The following is an 18,013-nucleotide window of genomic DNA, read 5'->3' on the forward strand; positions in this document are numbered from 1 at the left end:
GTGACGCTGCTGCACGAGATGGTCAAGCGCGACGCGAAGCGCGGGCTGGCGTCGCTGTGCATCGGCGGCGGGATGGGTGTCGCGCTCGCGGTCGAACGTCCGTAACCGGGGCGCAGTCACCGCCAAACCAATCCGGGCGCCGGTCGATTACGTTCGGCCGGCGTCACGTGGAGTCAGAGGGGCCTCCGGCGGCTCTCAAAACCAAGAAATGGAGTGAGATCTATGTCTCAGCGAATTGCGTACGTAACGGGCGGGATGGGCGGCATCGGCACCAGCATCTGCCAGCGTCTGTCGAAAGACGGTTTCAAGGTGGTCGCGGGTTGCGGCCCGAACTCGCCGCGCCGGGTGAAATGGGTCGAGGACCAGAAGGCGCTCGGCTACGATTTCATCGCGTCGGAAGGCAATGTCGGCGACTGGGAATCGACCAAGGTGGCATTCGACAAGGTCAAGGCCGAAGTCGGCGAGATCGACGTGCTGGTCAACAACGCGGGCATCACGCGCGACGTCGTGTTCCGCAAGATGACGCATGAAGACTGGACGGCCGTGATCGACACCAACCTGACGAGCCTGTTCAACGTGACGAAGCAGGTGATCGACGGGATGGTCGAGCGCGGCTGGGGCCGGATCATCAACATTTCGTCGGTGAACGGCCAGAAGGGGCAATTCGGTCAGACGAACTACTCGACCGCGAAGGCCGGCATCCACGGCTTCACGATGTCGCTCGCGCAGGAAGTCGCCACGAAGGGCGTGACGGTCAACACCGTGTCGCCCGGCTACATCGGCACCGACATGGTGAAGGCGATCCGTCCGGACGTGCTCGAGAAGATCGTCGCGACGATCCCGGTGCGTCGTCTCGGCGGGCCGGAGGAAATCGGTTCGATCGTCGCGTGGCTCGCGTCGAACGACTCCGGCTTCGCGACGGGCGCCGACTTCTCGCTAAACGGCGGCCTGCACATGGGCTGAACGCGCGGGCTGCGCGGGCCGGGTGGCCGCGCAGCCTGGCGTCTCCGAAGGCCCCCGCCGCCCGGAACCGGGCGGCGGGGATTTGTCACTTGCGCTACGCTGCACTCAAAGGCGTTACATGACTACTACAAAGAAAACGGCCGAGCGGCTCATCAAGAAGTACCCGAACCGCCGGCTCTACGATACCGAGACGAGCACGTACATCACGCTGACCGACGTCAAGCAACTCGTGCTGGAACAGGAGGACTTCAAGGTCGTCGATGCGAAATCCAACGAAGACCTGACGCGCAGCATCCTGCTGCAGATCATCCTCGAGGAAGAGAGCGGCGGCGTGCCGATGTTCTCGTCGTCGATGCTGTCGCAGATCATCCGTTTCTACGGTCATGCGATGCAGGGCATGATGGGCACGTACCTGGAAAAGAACATCCAGGCGTTCATCGACATCCAGAACAAGCTCGCGGATCAATCGAAGAACCTCTACGAAGGCAACGCGATGAATCCGGAAGTCTGGTCGCAGTTCATGAACATGCAGGCGCCGATGATGCAAGGGATGATGACGAGCTACATCGAGCAGTCGAAGAACATGTTCGTGCAGATGCAGGAGCAGATGCAGAACCAGGCGAAGTCGATGTTCAGCACGTTCCCGTTCAAGCAACCGGGCACGCCGGAGCCGGAGAAGAAGTAACGCTTGCGCGGCGGGCCGGCCGCGGCGGCGCGAGCCGCCGGACGGTCGGTGCCGCGACCTGCGGCGGTGCGATGCCGCCGATCGTGTGCTCGGGCACGACGGTGGCTGGCGGCCCGCTGCCGCAAGATACCGCCGACGGTCGTTCTTGATCGTCGGCACCGAATGCCTGTGCCCCTGCGCGGGGGCGGGCATGACCGTTGTCCGGTCGATCGAATTCCAGATGCTCAGCGAAGCAAGGCCGGCAGGTGTCGCGCCTGACGGCACGTGTTCGTGCCGGTAAGGGCCGGTAAGGGCCGGTGCCGTTGCGCCGGGCTCGTGCAACGGTACCTGGCCGAGAATCGGGCGCAGTTCGCCCGTTTCGCTCAAAGTGCCGGATCGAAATCCTGATGGTCGTCCGCCGGAGGAAGATCGAGCACGAGCTTCACCGCGCAGTAATTCGCCTTCAGCGAAAACACGCGGCCGATCACGAGAAACGTCTGCCGCGAATTCTCCAGTTCGACGAAGTCGCCGGGTTGCGGCACGTGGGCGCCCTGGTCATAGGAAAAGCTGGTGCTGGTCTGCTCGCCGATGGTTTCAGCGGCGTGCTCGGTGAATTCGATCGTGATGTGGGTGGTCATGCGATCCCCGTTGGGTAAGTGAAGAGAGCGGATATCGCGATTTTCGCATAGCGGCGGAGCGGGGCCGGGGTGATTGTAGGGCGGTGGCGTGGGGTGATCGGGGCCGTTGGCGCATCACCGTCGGCGGGAAAGGGTTGGATCAACCGTCCGTGGCGGCTCGATGCGCCCGTGCGCACCGCATATTGGGGGCGCCATCCACGGCACTCCGACCGCCGGTTTTGCCTCGCTGACCCATAAATAGCTGTAAACTCACACTTTTGCCGCCACGCCCCCACATTCCAGATGTCCCAGTCCCCCAAAGTAGGCTTCGTGTCCCTCGGGTGCCCGAAGGCCCTCGTCGACTCCGAGCAAATCATCACGCAGCTGCGCGCCGAAGGTTATGAAATCTCCGGCACCTACGACGGCGCCGACCTCGTCGTCGTCAACACCTGCGGATTCATCGACGAAGCCGTGCAGGAAAGCCTCGACGCGATCGGCGAAGCGCTGACCGAGAACGGCAAGGTGATCGTCACCGGCTGCCTCGGCGCGAAGTCGAGCGCCAGCGGCTCGAACCTCATCGAGGAAGTCCACCCGAAGGTGCTCGCCGTCACCGGCCCGCACGCAGTCGGAGAAGTAATGCAGGCCGTGCATTCGCACCTGCCGAAGCCGCACGACCCGTTCGTCGATCTGGTGCCGGCCGCCGGCATCAAGCTCACGCCGCGCCACTACGCATACCTGAAGATCTCCGAAGGCTGCAACCACCGCTGCACGTTCTGCATCATCCCGTCGATGCGCGGCGATCTCGTATCGCGTCCGGTCGCCGAAGTGATGCTCGAGGCGGAGAACCTGTTCAAGTCGGGCGTGAAGGAACTGCTCGTGATCTCGCAGGACACGAGTGCGTACGGCGTCGACGTGAAGTACCGCACGGGCTTCTGGAACGGCAAGCCGATCAAGACGCGCATGACCGACCTGGTCGCCGCACTCGGCGAACTCGCCGCGCAGTATGGCGCATGGGTGCGCCTGCACTACGTGTATCCGTATCCGAGCGTCGATGAAGTCATTCCGCTGATGGCCGAAGGTCCGTTCAAGGGCCACGTGCTGCCGTATCTCGACGTGCCGTTCCAGCACGCGCATCCGGAAGTGCTGAAACGCATGAAGCGCCCGGCCAACGCGGAGAAGGTGCTCGAGCGTGTGCAGAAGTGGCGCGAGATCTGCCCGGACCTGACGATCCGCAGCACGTTCATCGCCGGCTTCCCCGGCGAAACGGAAGCGCAGTTCGAAACGCTGCTCGACTTCATCCGCGAGGCGGAGCTCGATCGCGTCGGCTGCTTTGCGTATTCGCCGGTCGAAGGCGCGACCGCGAACGAACTGGACGGCGCGCTGCCGGACGACGTGCGCGAGGAACGCCGCGCGCGCTTCATGGAAGTCGCCGAGGAAGTGTCGGCGCAGCGCATCCAGCGCAAGGTCGGCAAGACCCTGAAGGTGCTGATCGACGAAGTCAGCGACGAAGGCGGCATCGGCCGCACGGCGGCGGATGCGCCGGAGATCGACGGCGTCGTCTATGTCGAGCCGGCGACGAAGGCGTCGAAGCGCTACAAGGTCGGCGATTTCGTGTCGGTGAAGATCACGGGCGCGGACGGCCACGACCTGTGGGGCGAGGTTTAAGCAATGACCGCCGCATTTCCGGAGATCCTCGCGCTCGGCGAGGCGATGATCGAATTCAACCAGTCGCAGCCGGGCCGTCCGGAATTCCTGCAGGGCTTCGGCGGCGACACGTCGAACTTCTGCATCGCCGCGGCGCGCCAGGGCGCGTCAACGGGCTTCGTGTCGGCGATTGGCGCCGATCCGTTCGGCCGCCTGCTGACCGACATGTGGACGGCGGAGCACGTCGACACGACGTACGTGCGGATCGACCGCACGGCGCCGACCGGCGTGTATTTCGTCACGCACGGTGCCGACGGCCACCAGTTCGACTATCTGCGCGCGGGCTCCGCGGCGAGCCGCTATGCGGTGGCCGACCTGCCGCTCGATGCGCTGGCCGCGGCGAAGGCCGTGCACCTGTCGGGCATCAGCCTTGCGATCAGCACGGCCGCGTGCGACGCCGCGTTCGCGGCGATCGACCATGCGCGCGGCAACGGCGCGCAGGTCAGCTTCGACACGAACCTGCGCCTGAAGCTGTGGCCGCTGCCGCGCGCCCGCGCGGTGATGCGCGAAGCGCTGCGTCAGACGGACATCTGCCTGCCGAGCTGGGACGACGTCACGGCGCTCACGGGCGCGAACGATCGCGACGCGATCGTCGATGCAATGCTCGAGCACGGGCCGCAGGTCGTCGCGCTGAAGCTCGGCAAGGAAGGCGCGTACGTCGCGACCCCGAGCGAACGGCGCGTGGTGCCGGGCTTCGCCGTCGAAGCCGTTGATGCGACGGGCGCGGGCGACTGCTTCGGCGGTGCGTTCGTCGCGCGGATCGTCGCGGGCGACGATCCATTCGCGGCCGCGCGTTATGCGAACGCGGCGGCGGCGCTGTCGACAACGGGCTATGGCGCGGTCGCGCCGATTCCGCACCGCGATGCGGTGGAACGCCTGATGCAGGGCTGACGCGGATCACGCACGCCGGCCACGCGACGCACTCATTCGCGCCCCCGAATCACGGGCGAGGTGAACGGGCGCGGGCGGCGCGCGTACCGCAATGGGTGCTTTCGCATGGCGGTCGCCATATGCATCGTGACGATGCGCGTTGGCAACGCGCAGCGTATCGCCGCGATTTTCGAGCGAGTCTGAAGCAAGGAGCAATACAAGGTGGGTCGATATTCGGAATGGCAACGGGCGCTGGTGATCGCCGGCGCGCTGGCGGCGGGGCTCGCGATGCCGGGCGTGGTCGCGGCCCAGGCCGCCGCGCCGGGCGCGCAGCGGGATGAAGCGGTGCCCGCGCGGCCGCTGCGGTCGAACCCGGAGTTCGCCCGCTTGCCACGCTACGAGGGCACGCTCGGCGACCGGCCGATCGTCGTGCATCTCGGCCCGAAGACGGGCGAGGAAGGCGTGCACGGCGAATACCAGTTCACGGACACGGGCGAGGTGGTCCTGCTCGCCGGCGATCGTGACGGCAACACGCTCGAAATCGAGGAATCGAACGACGGCACGAACATCACGGGCGTGTGGATCGGTCGCTTCGATTCGACGGGCGACCTGAAGGCCGACCGGATGAACTCGGACGAATCGGATCCGCAGCCGGTCGTGCTGCGACTGGCGCCGGGCAAACGCGCGGCGCTGCAGGTACGCGACGGCCGCGTACAGGAAATCGAGACGGTTGGCGGTATCGTCAACCTGCGCACCGACGACTGAGTGCGCGCTGGCTCGGTGCATGCGGCGCGCATTGTACCGGGCCAACCGCGCCGAATTTGGCTAATCTAGCGACCTATTCCGCAACCGAACGGCCTTTGCTCCGGCCTCCTGCCATGACTGCATCCACTCCGAAGCGCGCACTCCAGACCCGCATCGTTCAACCCGACGACGTCATTCCCGAAGGCTTCCGTTCGTTCGTGCCGCCGGTTGCGCGCGCATCGACGGTCGTGTTCCCCGATCTCGCGACGATGCGCGCGCTGGTCTGGCACAACGACAACCAGTGGCGCTACGGGCTGCATGCGACCCCGACGTCGCTCGCGCTCGCGCAGCGGCTCGCCGAGATCGAGGGCGGCACGCATGCGCTGCTGCAGCCGTCGGGCCTCTCGGCGATCATGAACGTCTATTTCGGGATGGTGAAGGCGGGCGACGACGTGCTGATCCCGCACAACATCTACGGGCCGAACGCCGATTTCGGCAACTGGCTCGCGAAGGATTTCGGCATCACCGCGCGCTTCTACGATCCGCTCGTCGGTGCCGGGATTGCCGAGCTGATCCAGCCGAACACGCGGCTGATCTGGATCGAGGCGCCGGGCTCGGTGACGATGGAAGTGCCCGACGTGCGCGCGATCACGACGGTCGCGCAGGCGCGCGGCATCGTCACCGCGATCGACAACACGTATTCGGCCGGGCTCGCGTTCAAGCCGTTCGAGCACGGTGTCGACATCTCGGTGCAGGCGCTGACCAAGTATCAGTCGGGCGGCAGCGACGTGCTGATGGGCGCGACGATCACCGCGAACGCCGAACTGCACGCACAACTGAAGCTCGCGCGGATGCGCTGCGGGATCGGTGTGTCGGTCGACGATTGCTCGCTCGTGCTGCGCAGCCTGCCGAGCATGCAGGTGCGCTTCGACGCGCACAGCAAGAGCGCGCTCGCGCTCGCGCAATGGCTGAAGGCGCGGCCGGAGATCGCGGCCGTGCTGCATCCGCAACTGCCGGACTGCCCGGGGCATGCATCGTTCGTGCGCGACTTCACCGGCGCGGGCGGGCTGTTCTCGGTCGTGTTCGACGAACGCTACGGCAGCGAGCAGATCGATCGTTTCGTCGAGGCGCTCGAGCTGTTCGCGATCGGCTGGAGCTGGGGCGGCGCGTGCAGCCTCGCGATGCCTTACGACGTGGCGTCGATGCGCGCGGACTGGCCGCATCGCGGCACGCTGGTGCGCTTCTACGTCGGTCTCGAAGACGAGGCCGACCTGCGCGTGGACATCGAGCGCGCGATGGAAGCCACGCTCGGCCGATAACGGAACCGAAGCGGAAAAACGAAACGCCGGCGCGATGCAACATCGCGCCGGCGTTTTTCGTGGGCGGCTCGTGCGGATCAGAACAGCCGCAGCAGCCCGTCGAGGCCGACGTGGTCGAATGCGACGGTGGCCGCATCGCGCACGACGGGCTTCGCGTGGAACGCGACCGACAGCCCGGCTTCGGCCATCATCTTCAGGTCGTTCGACCCGTCGCCCATCGCGATCGCGCGGCTCGGCTCGAGGCCGAGCGATGCACAGGTGTCGCGCAGCATGCGCGCCTTCACGTCCGCGTTGACGATCTCGCCGAGCACCTTGCCGGTCAGCTTGCCGTCGACGATCTCGAGCGTGTTCGCGTGCGCGTAGTCGAGGCCGAGGCGCGCCTTCAGGCGCTCGGTGAAGAACGTGAAGCCGCCCGACACGAGCAACGTCTTCAGGCCCGCGGCCTTCACGCCGGCGAGCATCGTCTCCGCGCCCGGCGACAACTGCAGCCGTTCCTCGTACACGCGCTCGAGCGCCTGCGCGTCGAGCCCGGCGAGCAGCGCGACGCGGCGCGTGAGGCTTTCGTTGAAGTCGCGGATCTCGCCGCGCATCGACGCTTCGGTGATCTCCGCGACCTGCGTCTTCAGCCCGCAGAAATCGGCGATCTCGTCGATGCATTCGATCGTGATCAGCGTCGAATCCATGTCCATCACGGCGAGGCCGAAATCGCCGAGCGCGCGGCCGGCTTCGATGAAGCCGAAGTCGAGCGCATGCGTGCCGCAGTACGCGTCGATGTCGAGCCGCTGCGCGGGGTTCGCGTTTTCGATGCGCAGCGCATGATCGTCGGTCTGCACGATGCGGGTGCCGCGCGACAGCGCGAGCAGCGGTTTGTGATGTGCGTCCGACAGCGGCGCGAGACTCTGGATGACGAGGTTGTGGGTCATGGTGGAATGATTGGAAGCGAATGAAACGCGTGCGCGGCCGGCGTCGGGCCGCTGCGTCGCGAACGCGTCATTGTAGCCGGTTGGTATCCGGTCGCGACCGGATCGCCGCGGATGCCCGGCCGGCGCCGCCGCAAGCGCCGCTCACGGGATGGCGGTCAGCGGTCGTCCGCGCGATCCCAGTAAGGTGGATCGCCGAAGTGCTCGGCCAGGAACGCGATGAACGCGAGCGTCTTCAGCGGCACGTGCGCGCGGCTCGGGTAGACGGCCCAGATCGCGATGTCGTTCGCGAACGGGTAGTCGTCGAGCACGGTGACGAGTGCGCCGCTCGCGAGCAGCGGGCCGACGTCCCAGGTCGACTTGATCGCGATGCCGAAGCCGTCGACGAGCGCTTCGCGGATCGCCTCGCCGTTGCTCGCGACGAGCCGGCCGCCGACCCGCACGGTGAGCGGGCCTTGCGGCGTGACGAACGACCAGTCGCGCTGGTCGCCGAGGATCACGCATTCGTGTTGCGCGAGGTCGGCCGGATGGCGCGGCGTGCCGCGTTCGGCGAGATACGCGGGCGAGCAGCACAGCACGCGGCGGTTTACCGCGAGCTTGCGTGCGACCAGCGTCGAATCCTTCAGTGCGCCGAGACGGATCGCGACGTCGTAGCCGTCGTCGACGAGGTCGACGATCTCGTCGGACAGCCGCAGGTCGAGCGACACGGACGGATAGCGGCGCAGGAACGCGGGAATCACGGGCGCGACGTGCTGGCGGCCGAACGACGACGACATCGACACCTTGAGCCGCCCGTAAGGCTCGCTGCGGCCATGGCCGACGCACGCACGCGCGGCGTCGGCGGCCGACAGCAGCGCCTCGGCGCGAGCCATGAAGACTTCGCCGTCCTGCGTGAGGCTGATGCGGCGCGTGGTGCGATGCAGCAATCGCGCGCCGAGCTGGCGCTCCAGCTGCGCGATGCGTGCGCTTGCGACCGCGGCCGACACGCCGAACTCGCGCCCGGCCGCGGTCACGTTCGCGAGCAGCGCGGCGCGCACGAACAGGCCGACGTCGAGCAGGTCGAGCGGCTTGTCGGGGGCCGGAATCGGATCGAGCGCCATTGTTCTGAAATTCCTGAAAATGTTTCAGGAAATATAGCGGTTTTCGCGAAGGATCGGGCGGCCTACGATGGCATGCACTGGGGGCTGCGCCGCGGCCCGCCCGATTTCCCTGAAGGAGTTTCGTAATGAAAGCCGTTGGATTGACCCGTTACCTGCCGATCGACGACCCGCAGGCGCTGCTCGACGTGGAACTGCCGCAACCGGTGCCGGGCCCGCGCGACCTGCTCGTGAAGGTCGAGGCGATTTCCGTGAACCCGGTCGACACCAAGGTGCGCGCGCCGAAGCCCCAGGTCGAGGACACCCCGCGCGTGCTCGGCTGGGATGCGGCCGGCACGGTCGTCGCGGTCGGTGCCGAGGTCACGCTGTTCCGGCCCGGCGACGAGGTGTTCTACGCGGGCAGCATCACGCGCCCCGGCGCGAACAGCGAATTCCACGCGGTCGACGAGCGGATCGCCGCGCGCAAGCCGCGCACGCTCGATTTCGCGGCGTCGGCCGCGTTGCCGCTCACTGCGCTGACCGCGTGGGAGGCGCTGTTCGACCGGCTGCGCGTGTCGCCGCAGGGCGCGGACGCGGGCAAGTCGGTGCTGATCATCGGCGGCGCGGGCGGGGTGGGTTCGATCGCGATCCAGCTCGCGAAGACGCTCGGCAGGCTGCGCGTGATCGCGACGGCGTCGCGCCCGGCGTCGGCCGAATGGGTGCGCTCGCTCGGTGCGGACGACGTGGTCGATCATTTCGGCGACCTGCCCGCGCAGTTGCGTGACATCGGCCACCCGGACGTCGACTACGTGCTGATTTTCAACGACACGGACCGTCATTTTCCTGCCGCTGCGGAAGTGATCCGGCCGCAGGGCGGCATTTGCACGATCGTCGAGAACGGGAAGCCGGTTCCGGTCGAGCTGCTGAAGGCGAAGAGCGCCGCGTTTCACTGGGAATTCATGTTCACGCGCGCGATGTTCGAGACGCCGGACATGATCGAGCAGCACAAGATCCTGGGCGAGGTGGCCCGCCTCGTCGACGGCGGCACGCTGCGCACGACGCTCGGCGAACAGCTCGGCACGATCAACGCGGCGAACGTGCGGCGCGCGCACCAGCTGCTCGAGGCCGGACGCGCGATCGGCAAGCTGGTGCTGAGCGGCTTCTGAGTGCCCCCAATCCTGTCGCTTCGCGCCAGGCCCTCCGAGGGGACTTCCTTCGGGGCGGAAAACTTGGGGCGGCCCGGCGTTTTCTTGAGCGCCGGCGTCGCACGTACGGGATGGCGCGTCGCGAACGCAAGCGGGGTAACACCCGATGCGTTTGCGGCGCATTGCATGCCGCTTGGCGGTAGACTGGCAACGCATCATGCATCAAAAACCGCGCGGCACGCGCGTGCCGCCGCATTACAAGGAGGTCAGCATGAGCCAACGCAGCTTGTCAGTCGCCGCATCGTGGTCGGCCGTGTTCGCGGCGGCGTGCGTCAGCGCGAGCGTATTCGCGGCGCCGCCGGTGAAGGGCAGCCTGAAGGGCGGCGGGACAGGGCAGCTCGAATACACCGTCAAGGTCGAGTCGAAGACCTTCGGCAATACGCAGGAGACCCGCAAGATCCGCTCGGGCGAAACAGACGACTTCAACTGGAAGTCGGTGCCGCCGGGCGGCGCGGTCGCGATGCCGGACGGTTGCCCGAACGCCGACAACCTGCCGCGCGACGCGAACGGCGCGATGGTGCGCCAGACCCAGGTGCGGCTCGCGCCGTCGGTCGACGCGAAGGGCATCGCGAACGTGCAGATGAGCTTCCAGGCGGCCGCGCCGAAAGGCACGCGCAACGTGAGCGCGGGCGGCAAGTCGCTGCTGTGTCCGGACGTCGTGTCGTTGAGCCAGGTCAAGTGGGTGTCGATTTCGACCAATGGCGGTTCGAAGTCCGTCACGATGAGCGACGGCACCAGGGTGACGGTGTCGATCAAGCGCTGAGCGGTGTGCGCGGGCCGGTCCGGTGCGCGCGCAACCAACCCCGGTGCGCAGCCGGGCGATCCGGACAGGGCCGCGCGTGACGGTTTCGTGGCGCGCGGCTTCGGGCTTTTCCGTCGCTTGATGTTTGCGTCGTCACGCCGGGCGCGCGCCGAGGGCGCAGTCATTTGCCCGGCGGCTTGCGTGACGTCATGCGGTTGTCACGTTATGCTCCCGGCATCCTCCATCTTCCCCGAACGACATCCCGATGAAACATCGCATGTGCGCGCTGCTGTCGGCCGCTGCGTTCGTCGCTGCCCAGGCGCAGGCGGCCGACGATTGCAGCTTCGTGAAAAAAGTCGCGCTGCCGTCGCGACAGCAGGCCGCCGTCGTGTCGAGCGGCGCGCTCGAACCGTGCTCGACGGGCAGCTATGCGGTACGCGTGTATTCGACCGCGCACGCGGCGCCCGGCTTCGATACGGACGATTACGTGACGGGCATGCTGCATGCGCGTGACGGCACCGTCGCCGATGCGTTCACCGCCGATCTCGGCGCACGTGCGCCGCAGGCGCTCGTCGTCACGACGCGCTCGGCCGGCAGCGGCGGCTATGTCGGTGCGCAGGCCTATGTGACGACGCGGCAAGCGGTGCGGCTCGTCGCGTCGGTCGACGGCCTGGCGCCCGACGCCGACGTGACGGCCGCGTTGCGCCAGGCCCTCGGCAAGCGCCGCGCTGCCCGCTGACCGCACGCCGCGCGAATGCCGCGCGCATTGCGGCGTCTCGCATCAATGCGCGCGTTCCTCGAGCCGCGATGCAAGAAAGCGGTGGTCGGCCGAGAACAAGCGGCGATACGTCATCAGCACCGCGCCGACGGTGCCGAGCGCGGACGCCGCGGCGATCAGGAACATGATCACGATCTGGTAGCGCACGGCCTGCAGCGGCGACTGGCCGGCCAGCACCTGACCGGTCATCATCCCCGGCAGGCTCACGACGCCGACGACGGCCATCTGGTTGAGCGTCGGCAGCATGCCCGCGCGCACGGCCTGGCGCGCGGCGTCCTGCGCGGCTTCCCAGCGCGTCGCACCGAGCGCGAGCGCGGTCTCGACGCGGTCGCGCCGTGCGGTCAGTTCCTCCATCATCCGTTCGACGCCCAGCGACACGCCCGTCAGCGTATTGCCGAGGATCATCCCGAGAATCGGGATCGCATATTGCGGCGCGTACCACGGATGAATGCGGATCACGACGAACAGGCCGATGGCCGCGACGAACCAGCTGCTGAACCAGATCGACGCGATGCTGTCGATGCGCTGTCCGCGATAGGTGTGCTTGCCGCGACCGGCGCCCGCGAAGCCCGCGATCAGCGTCATCAACGCGGTGAGCGGCAGCACGACGGTCCAGTGCGGATGGCCGAACACCCAGCCGAGCACGTAGCCGATCGCGAGCAGTTGCACGACGGTGCGCACGGCGGCAAGCGCGAGCTTGCGCCCGAGGCCGAGCGACAGCGCGGCCGAGATCGCACCGTTGACCGCGACGAGCGCGGCGGCGATGCCGACGTCGACGAGACTCAGGTCCTGCAGCGCCGGGCTCATTGCGCGGCCTCCGTCGCACTCGCGGCGTGCAGCACGCCGGCCTGCATCACGAGCCGCATCGTGCCGATCCGTGCGGCCTGCGCCGGGTCGTGCGAGATCCACATGTACGCGCGCGCGTCGGATGCCGCGTCGAACCAGGCGCCGACGAGCGCTTCGATCGCGCGCGTCGAATCGGGGTCGAGCGCGGACGTCGGCTCGTCGAGCAGCAGCACGTCGGGGTCGAGCTGCAGCACGCGCAGCAGCGCGGCGATCTGCGCTTCGCCGCCCGACAGTTCGCTCGCACGCTTGTCGAGAAAATCGGCGCCGCGACCGGCGCGTGCCGCGAGCGCTTCGGCGCGCGCGCGGTCGAACGTCACGTCGCGATAGATCGCGAGCGAGTACGGGTAGCGCAATTGCGTGTCGACGGTACCGTCCATCTGCGCGGGCCGCTGGCGCACGTACGCGACACTGCGCCGGTAGCGCGGAATCGCGCCGCGCCTGATCCGCTGGCCGCGCCACAGGATGTGACCGCCGTCGAGCGGATCGAGCAACGCGAGTGCGCGCAGCAGCACGCTCTTGCCGGAACCCGACGGCCCCGTGATAGCAATTCGCGATCCCGCGGCGAGGCTGAAGTCGGTCGGCGCGAGCAGGGTCTTGCCGCTGCCGGCGTCGCGGCGCGTGATGTGCTGCGCATCGATGAGACCGGTGGGAGCTGTCATGTCACAAATGAAAAAAAGCGTTAACGGCGCCGAAGCGTTGCCGCGGCGTGCGTCATAATACCCATCGAAAAGCCGCGATTGTCGTGCGCCGTTCGTTCACGCAAGCGGCCCGACATGGCGCGGCAACTCTGCAGAACAACAACGGAACCGCCATGACGCTAGCCCGAGCCATCGGCAAATCGGCTGCATGGATCGTCGGTATCGTCGCACTGATCGTCGCGGCAGCCGGCATCTTTATCTTCACGTTCGACTGGAACCGCGCAAAGCCGTGGGTCAACGAACAGGTGAGTGCCGCGCTCGGCCGCCCGTTCGCGATCAACGGCGATCTCAAGGTCGGCTGGCGCCGCCCCGACGGCGAGACCGGCTGGCGCGCATGGGTACCCTGGCCGAGCTTCTCGGCCACGCAACTCGAGATCGGCAATCCCGACTGGGCGAAAGGGCCCAAGTTCGTCACGCTCGATGCCGCGCATTTCGACCTCGCGGTCCTGCCGCTCCTCGCGCACGAGATCGTCATTCCGTCGATCGACGTCGTCAATCCCGCGGTCGATCTCGAGCGGCTCGCCGACGGCCGCAATACGTGGACCTTCCAGTTCAAGCAATCGGCGCAGCCGTCGCCATGGAAGGTACGGCTCGACAGCTTCGGTTTCGCGAAGGGCATCGTCACGTATCGCGACGCGATCACGAAGGCCGATCTCACGGTCGCGATCGATACGCTCGGCCAGCCGATTCCGCTCGGCGACGTGCTGAAGGAACAGGAACAGACGTCGCGCGAGGCGTCGGCGCAGCGCGTCGGCAAGCGCGGCGCCGCGCAACTGAGCGCGAAGGCGAGTGCCGAGGCCGCGTCGGGCGCGTCGGCGGCGCAGGCAGCGAGCGCCGCGTCGACGCCCGCGGCCGCATCGGGTGCGGCGTCCGCTTCAGCGACTACTTCGGTTTCCTCCGCATCGACAGCCGCCGCGGCATCCGGCGCGAGCGGTGCATCCGGTGCTGCCGTGCCGGCGAAGCCGTCCGGCCCGACGTATGCATTCGGGCTCAAGGTCGACGGCCGCTACAAGAACGTGCCGATCAGCGGCACCGGCAAGGTGGGCGGCGTGCTGGCGATCGAGCGCACGACGCAGCCGTTCCCGCTGCAGGCCGACGTGAAGGCCGGCGACACGCGGCTCGCGATCGTCGGCACGCTGACCGACCCGAGGCGTCTCGGGGCGCTCGACCTGCGGCTGTGGCTGCAGGGCACGTCGATGTCGCACCTCTACCAGATTACCGGCATCACGCTGCCCGACACGCCGCCGTATGCGACCGAGGGGCACCTGATCGGCAACTTCAAGCCGCACGCGAGCACGTTCCGCTACGAGAACTTCAATGGCCGCGTCGGTGGCAGCGATCTCGGCGGCACGCTCACCTGGGCGCAGCGCGAGCCGCGGCCGAAGCTGTCGGGCGAGCTCGTGTCGAACCTGCTGCAGTTCTCCGACCTCGCACCGGTGATCGGCGCCGACACGGCCGCGAGCAAGGCCCGGCGCGGCGATACCACGCGCCAGCCGACGGACCGCGTGCTGCCGGTCGAGACGTTCCGCACCGACCGCTGGCGCGCGATCGACGCGGACGTGAAGTTCACGGGCCGCAAGCTGATCAAGCGCGCGAACCTGCCGATCACGAACCTGTACACGCACATCTTGATGCAGGACGGCGTGCTGACGCTCGAACCGCTGCAGTTCGGCGTCGCGGGCGGCACGCTCGCGACGACCGCGCATCTGGACGGCAGCGGCGCGCCACTCAAGGGCCGCTTCACGGTGGCCGCGCGGCACCTGAAGCTCAAGCAGCTGTTCCCGACGCAGAAGGTGATGCAATCCGCGCTCGGCGAGATCAACGGCGACGCGTCGTTGTCGGCGACGGGCAACTCGCCGGCCGCGCTCGCGGCGACGTCGACCGGCGAAGTGAAGGCGCTCATCACGGACGGCCGCATCAGCCTCCTGCTGATGGAGGCCGCGGGGCTGAACGTCGCGAACGTCGTCTACGAGAAGCTGTTCGGCAGTCGCGACGTGAACATCAATTGCGCGGCGATCGATTTCGTTGCGACCGACGGCATCCTCGACACGAAGGTGTTCGCGTTCGATACGGACGACGCGCTGATCAACGTCGACGGCCCGATCAACCTGCGCGACGAATCGCTCGACCTGAAGATCCATCCGCACACGAAGGGTTTCCGGGTCTTCTCGCTGCGCTCGCCGCTGTATGCGAAGGGCACGTTCAAGAACCCGAAGGTCGGTGTCGACGCGGGTGCGCTCGCGCTGCGCGCCGGCGCGATGGTCGGGCTCGGGCTGATCAACCCGTTCGCGGCGCTGATCCCGCTGATCGCGCCGAGCAACAACCGCGACGTGCCGTGCTCGGAGCTGTTCGGGCAGATGAAGGCCAAGGCGGCGCAGAAGGCGGCGGCGAAGGCCGGCAAGTGACGGTGCCCGACGCAGGTGCCGGCGCCGCATGCAGCGGCCCGGCTGGCGGGGCCGGAACAGTGCGGTCGGCAGTTTCTCCGACACCTGCTAAAATACACGGTTTTCCGTCGATTTCTCTCTTACGGGACCTGCCGTGCTTTCTACTGCCAACATCACGATGCAATTCGGGCCGAAGCCCTTGTTCGAGAATATCTCGGTCAAATTCGGCGAGGGCAACCGCTATGGTCTGATCGGCGCGAACGGCTGCGGCAAGTCGACCTTCATGAAGATCCTCGGCGGCGACCTCGAGTCGAGCGCCGGCAACGTCGCGCTGGAGCCGAACGTGCGTCTCGGCAAGCTGCGCCAGGATCAGTTCGCGTATGAAGACGTGCGCGTGCTCGACGTCGTGATGATGGGCCACACCGAGATGTGGGCCGCGATGACCGAGCGCGACGCGATCTACGCGAACCCGGAAGCCACCGACGACGACTACATGCACGCGGCCGAGCTCGAGGGCAAGTTCGCTGAATACGGCGGCTACGACGCCGAGGCGCGCGCGGGCGCGCTGCTGCTCGGCATCGGCATCGAGGAGAAGTTCCACAACGGCACGATGGCCGACGTCGCGCCGGGCTGGAAGCTGCGCGTGCTGCTCGCGCAGGCGCTGTTCTCGAAGCCGGACGTGCTGCTGCTCGACGAACCGACCAACAACCTCGACATCAACTCGATCCGTTGGCTCGAGCACACGCTCAACGAGTACAACTCGACGATGATCATCATCTCGCACGATCGTCACTTCCTGAACTCGGTGTGCACGCACATGGCCGACATGGACTTCGGCACGCTGAAGGTCTGGCCGGGCAACTACGACGACTACATGCTCGCGTCGGCACAGGCGCGCGAGCGCCAGGCCGCGGCGAACGCGCGCGCGAAGGAGCGCGTGGCGGAGCTGCAGGACTTCGTGCGCCGCTTCTCGGCGAACAAGTCGAAGGCCCGCCAGGCAACGAGCCGCGCGAAGCAGATCGACAAGATCAAGATCGAGGAATTCAAGCCGTCGTCGCGCCAGAACCCGTTCATCCGCTTCGAGTTCGAGAAGAAGCTGCACAACGTCGCGGTGGTCGCCGAAGACATCACGAAGAAGTACGAGCGCACGATCTTCCAGAACTTCAACCTGTCGGTGCAGCCGGGCGAGCGCATCGCGATCATCGGCGAGAACGGCGCGGGCAAGACGACGCTGCTGCGTTCGCTGCTCGGCGCGCTGGCACTCGACCACGGCTCGGTGAAGTGGTCCGAGAACGCGAATGTCGGCTACATGCCGCAGGACACGTACGAGGAATTCCCGAACGACATCACGCTGATGGACTGGATCGACCAGTACCGCAAGGACGGCGACGACGAGACGATGGTGCGCGGCACGCTGGGCCGCCTGCTGTTCTCGTCGGACGACATCAAGAAGTCGGTGAAGGTGCTGTCGGGCGGCGAGAAGGGCCGCATGATCTGGGGCAAGCTGATGCTCGGCCGCCACAACGTGCTGCTGATGGACGAGCCGACCAACCACATGGACATGGAGTCGATCGAGTCGCTGCAGATCGCGCTCGAGCAGTTCGAAGGCACGCTGATCTTCGTGTCGCACGACCGCGAATTCGTGAGCGGGCTGGCGAACCGGATCGTCGAAGTGCGCACGGATGGCACGCTGTTCGACTTCGGTGGCAATTACGAGGAGTTCCTGACGAGTCAGGGGCAGGAGTAAGTGCCCGGGCGATCATGCCCGGCCTGATGTACCGGAAGCCCGCCAGGTGGAAGCCTGGCGGGTTTTTTCGTATCCGGGCGGATGTCGGCCATCGCCGGCCCGACGGGCCGTTGAAGGGCAAATGTCAGGTCGGGCATTGCGCCCGCGATGACGATTCGGCGCGGCGGCGCCAACCCCGGCCGGCCGTCGCCGCGATCGCGACGTGAGCACCGCCTCGCGCACTGCCGGGCGCGTCAATCCGCCAGCCGCTTGTCGGCGAGCGCCTTGCAGCAATCTTCGTACACCCATTGCACGAGTTTCGCCCGGTAGTCGAGATCGTCGGTATCGACGATTTCCTCGACCGCGTCGCGTGCCCATGACGCGTCGACGAAGCCGGCGTGCCGCTTGGCGATGTCCTGCGCCAGCGCGGCCAGCTTCGCGATCGCGAGCCAGTCGGCCTGCCGGTGATGGCGGTCGAGCCACCGGTGCGCCGCCTGCACCTGGAACGATGCGTCCGGCCACGATTCATTCAGGTAAAACGCGCCGAGATTGCCGCAGGTGAGCCAGCACAGCAGCTCCAGGCGATCTTGCGAGCCGAGGGTACGGGATGCGTCGGTCATGGCAGCGCTCACGAAGGCATCGATTCCGGGTGGCGCGGCCTGCAGCGGCCGGCGCCGATACTAAAAACATAGCACGATGCGGGCCACCTGGTGCGACCGCGTGGCGCGGATGCCGCAGCCGCGGGAAGCGGGCGTCC

At 67.2% G+C, this 18,013-nt stretch carries 18 protein-coding genes; 12 read left to right on the forward strand and 6 right to left on the reverse strand.

From position 1 onward, the window contains the following. The 3 genes from DIE21_RS31620 to phaR form a co-directional block, all read left to right on the forward strand. On the forward strand, positions 1-105 hold a 105-nt coding region (locus tag DIE21_RS31620), incomplete at its 5' end, for a hypothetical protein (RefSeq protein ID WP_133118128.1). A 117-nt stretch (positions 106-222) separates the two neighbouring features. Beyond that, the gene (locus DIE21_RS31625) at positions 223-963 is read left to right on the forward strand and encodes a 3-ketoacyl-ACP reductase (protein WP_124501362.1); all 741 of its coding nucleotides are present in this window, start codon (positions 223-225) and stop codon (positions 961-963) included. 118 nt (positions 964-1,081) lie between these two features. Beyond that, positions 1,082-1,648, forward strand: coding sequence for a polyhydroxyalkanoate synthesis repressor PhaR (phaR, locus tag DIE21_RS31630; RefSeq protein WP_006478701.1), 567 nt, complete (start codon positions 1,082-1,084; stop codon positions 1,646-1,648). Positions 1,649-2,010: 362 nt separating this feature from the next. Here phaR and DIE21_RS31635 read toward each other — a convergent pair whose 3' ends face one another. Further along, complete coding sequence (locus DIE21_RS31635; protein WP_059537455.1) at positions 2,011-2,265, reverse strand: hypothetical protein; 255 nt, start codon at positions 2,263-2,265, stop codon at positions 2,011-2,013. Between the two features lie 282 nt (positions 2,266-2,547). Between DIE21_RS31635 and rimO the strand changes: the two genes are divergently transcribed. The 4 genes from rimO (at position 2,548) to DIE21_RS31655 (ending at position 6,881) form a co-directional block, all read left to right on the forward strand. Further along, the gene (rimO, locus tag DIE21_RS31640) at positions 2,548-3,909 is read left to right on the forward strand and encodes a 30S ribosomal protein S12 methylthiotransferase RimO (RefSeq protein WP_124501363.1); all 1,362 of its coding nucleotides are present in this window, start codon (positions 2,548-2,550) and stop codon (positions 3,907-3,909) included. A 3-nt stretch (positions 3,910-3,912) separates the two neighbouring features. Then, a complete protein-coding gene (locus tag DIE21_RS31645) occupies positions 3,913-4,839 on the forward strand; it encodes a sugar kinase (RefSeq protein WP_124501364.1) in 927 nt (308 codons plus the stop codon). A 201-nt stretch (positions 4,840-5,040) separates the two neighbouring features. Further along, entirely contained in the window at positions 5,041-5,583 is a 543-nt protein-coding gene (locus DIE21_RS31650) for a hypothetical protein (RefSeq protein ID WP_124501365.1), read from the forward strand. Positions 5,584-5,696: 113 nt separating this feature from the next. Then, on the forward strand, positions 5,697-6,881 hold the full coding sequence (locus DIE21_RS31655; RefSeq protein WP_124501366.1) for a cystathionine beta-lyase: 1,185 nt from the start codon (positions 5,697-5,699) through the stop codon (positions 6,879-6,881). A gap of 77 nt (positions 6,882-6,958) precedes the next feature. Here the strand turns inward: DIE21_RS31655 and serB are convergent, their stop codons facing one another. Both serB and DIE21_RS31665 read right to left on the reverse strand, forming a co-directional pair. Further along, positions 6,959-7,804, reverse strand: coding sequence for a phosphoserine phosphatase SerB (gene serB / locus DIE21_RS31660; RefSeq protein WP_124501367.1), 846 nt, complete (start codon positions 7,802-7,804; stop codon positions 6,959-6,961). A gap of 155 nt (positions 7,805-7,959) precedes the next feature. Continuing rightward, positions 7,960-8,901, reverse strand: coding sequence for a LysR family transcriptional regulator (locus DIE21_RS31665; RefSeq protein ID WP_124501368.1), 942 nt, complete (start codon positions 8,899-8,901; stop codon positions 7,960-7,962). Positions 8,902-9,026: 125 nt separating this feature from the next. Between DIE21_RS31665 and DIE21_RS31670 the strand changes: the two genes are divergently transcribed. From DIE21_RS31670 to DIE21_RS31680, 3 genes are all read left to right on the forward strand, one after another. Further along, positions 9,027-10,043, forward strand: coding sequence for a zinc-binding alcohol dehydrogenase family protein (locus DIE21_RS31670; protein WP_124501369.1), 1,017 nt, complete (start codon positions 9,027-9,029; stop codon positions 10,041-10,043). Between the two features lie 250 nt (positions 10,044-10,293). Then, positions 10,294-10,845, forward strand: coding sequence for a DUF6013 family protein (locus tag DIE21_RS31675; RefSeq protein ID WP_124501370.1), 552 nt, complete (start codon positions 10,294-10,296; stop codon positions 10,843-10,845). A 244-nt stretch (positions 10,846-11,089) separates the two neighbouring features. Then, a complete protein-coding gene (locus DIE21_RS31680; protein WP_124501371.1) occupies positions 11,090-11,563 on the forward strand; it encodes a PliI family lysozyme inhibitor of I-type lysozyme in 474 nt (157 codons plus the stop codon). A 42-nt stretch (positions 11,564-11,605) separates the two neighbouring features. On the opposite strand, the gene DIE21_RS31685 is transcribed toward DIE21_RS31680, so the two are convergent. Both DIE21_RS31685 and DIE21_RS31690 read right to left on the reverse strand, forming a co-directional pair. Beyond that, entirely contained in the window at positions 11,606-12,409 is an 804-nt protein-coding gene (locus DIE21_RS31685; protein ID WP_124501372.1) for an ABC transporter permease, read from the reverse strand. Beyond that, positions 12,406-13,107 (reverse strand): ATP-binding cassette domain-containing protein, encoded by a 702-nt coding sequence (locus tag DIE21_RS31690; protein ID WP_124501373.1) that lies wholly within the window; start codon positions 13,105-13,107, stop codon positions 12,406-12,408. Before DIE21_RS31690 ends, DIE21_RS31685 begins: the two co-directional genes overlap by 4 nt. A gap of 152 nt (positions 13,108-13,259) precedes the next feature. Between DIE21_RS31690 and DIE21_RS31695 the strand changes: the two genes are divergently transcribed. Further along, positions 13,260-15,551, forward strand: a complete 2,292-nt coding sequence (locus DIE21_RS31695; RefSeq protein ID WP_124501374.1) for an AsmA family protein — start codon at positions 13,260-13,262, stop codon at positions 15,549-15,551. 133 nt (positions 15,552-15,684) lie between these two features. Then, a complete protein-coding gene (locus DIE21_RS31700; RefSeq protein ID WP_124501375.1) occupies positions 15,685-17,277 on the forward strand; it encodes an ABC-F family ATPase in 1,593 nt (530 codons plus the stop codon). Between the two features lie 233 nt (positions 17,278-17,510). Here DIE21_RS31700 and DIE21_RS31705 read toward each other — a convergent pair whose 3' ends face one another. Then, a complete protein-coding gene (locus DIE21_RS31705; RefSeq protein WP_006753485.1) occupies positions 17,511-17,876 on the reverse strand; it encodes a hypothetical protein in 366 nt (121 codons plus the stop codon). Positions 17,877-18,013 lie beyond the last annotated feature (137 nt).

It is taken from the genome of Burkholderia sp. Bp9140 (genome assembly GCF_003853425.1).
Taxonomy (GTDB): domain Bacteria; phylum Pseudomonadota; class Gammaproteobacteria; order Burkholderiales; family Burkholderiaceae; genus Burkholderia.

What these genes read in the sequence shown, in the direction of transcription:
- DIE21_RS31625 (WP_124501362.1), top strand. Translation starts at nt 223, where the DNA reads ATGTCTCAGCGAATTGCGTACGTAACGGGCGGGATGGGCGGCATCGGC.
- phaR (WP_006478701.1), top strand. Translation starts at nt 1,082, where the DNA reads ATGACTACTACAAAGAAAACGGCCGAGCGGCTCATCAAGAAGTACCCG.
- DIE21_RS31635 (WP_059537455.1), bottom strand. Translation starts at nt 2,265, where the DNA reads ATGACCACCCACATCACGATCGAATTCACCGAGCACGCCGCTGAAACC.
- rimO (WP_124501363.1), top strand. Translation starts at nt 2,548, where the DNA reads ATGTCCCAGTCCCCCAAAGTAGGCTTCGTGTCCCTCGGGTGCCCGAAG.
- DIE21_RS31645 (WP_124501364.1), top strand. Translation starts at nt 3,913, where the DNA reads ATGACCGCCGCATTTCCGGAGATCCTCGCGCTCGGCGAGGCGATGATC.
- DIE21_RS31655 (WP_124501366.1), top strand. Translation starts at nt 5,697, where the DNA reads ATGACTGCATCCACTCCGAAGCGCGCACTCCAGACCCGCATCGTTCAA.
- serB (WP_124501367.1), bottom strand. Translation starts at nt 7,804, where the DNA reads ATGACCCACAACCTCGTCATCCAGAGTCTCGCGCCGCTGTCGGACGCA.
- DIE21_RS31665 (WP_124501368.1), bottom strand. Translation starts at nt 8,901, where the DNA reads ATGGCGCTCGATCCGATTCCGGCCCCCGACAAGCCGCTCGACCTGCTC.
- DIE21_RS31670 (WP_124501369.1), top strand. Translation starts at nt 9,027, where the DNA reads ATGAAAGCCGTTGGATTGACCCGTTACCTGCCGATCGACGACCCGCAG.
- DIE21_RS31675 (WP_124501370.1), top strand. Translation starts at nt 10,294, where the DNA reads ATGAGCCAACGCAGCTTGTCAGTCGCCGCATCGTGGTCGGCCGTGTTC.
- DIE21_RS31680 (WP_124501371.1), top strand. Translation starts at nt 11,090, where the DNA reads ATGAAACATCGCATGTGCGCGCTGCTGTCGGCCGCTGCGTTCGTCGCT.
- DIE21_RS31685 (WP_124501372.1), bottom strand. Translation starts at nt 12,409, where the DNA reads ATGAGCCCGGCGCTGCAGGACCTGAGTCTCGTCGACGTCGGCATCGCC.
- DIE21_RS31690 (WP_124501373.1), bottom strand. Translation starts at nt 13,107, where the DNA reads ATGACAGCTCCCACCGGTCTCATCGATGCGCAGCACATCACGCGCCGC.
- DIE21_RS31695 (WP_124501374.1), top strand. Translation starts at nt 13,260, where the DNA reads ATGACGCTAGCCCGAGCCATCGGCAAATCGGCTGCATGGATCGTCGGT.
- DIE21_RS31705 (WP_006753485.1), bottom strand. Translation starts at nt 17,876, where the DNA reads ATGACCGACGCATCCCGTACCCTCGGCTCGCAAGATCGCCTGGAGCTG.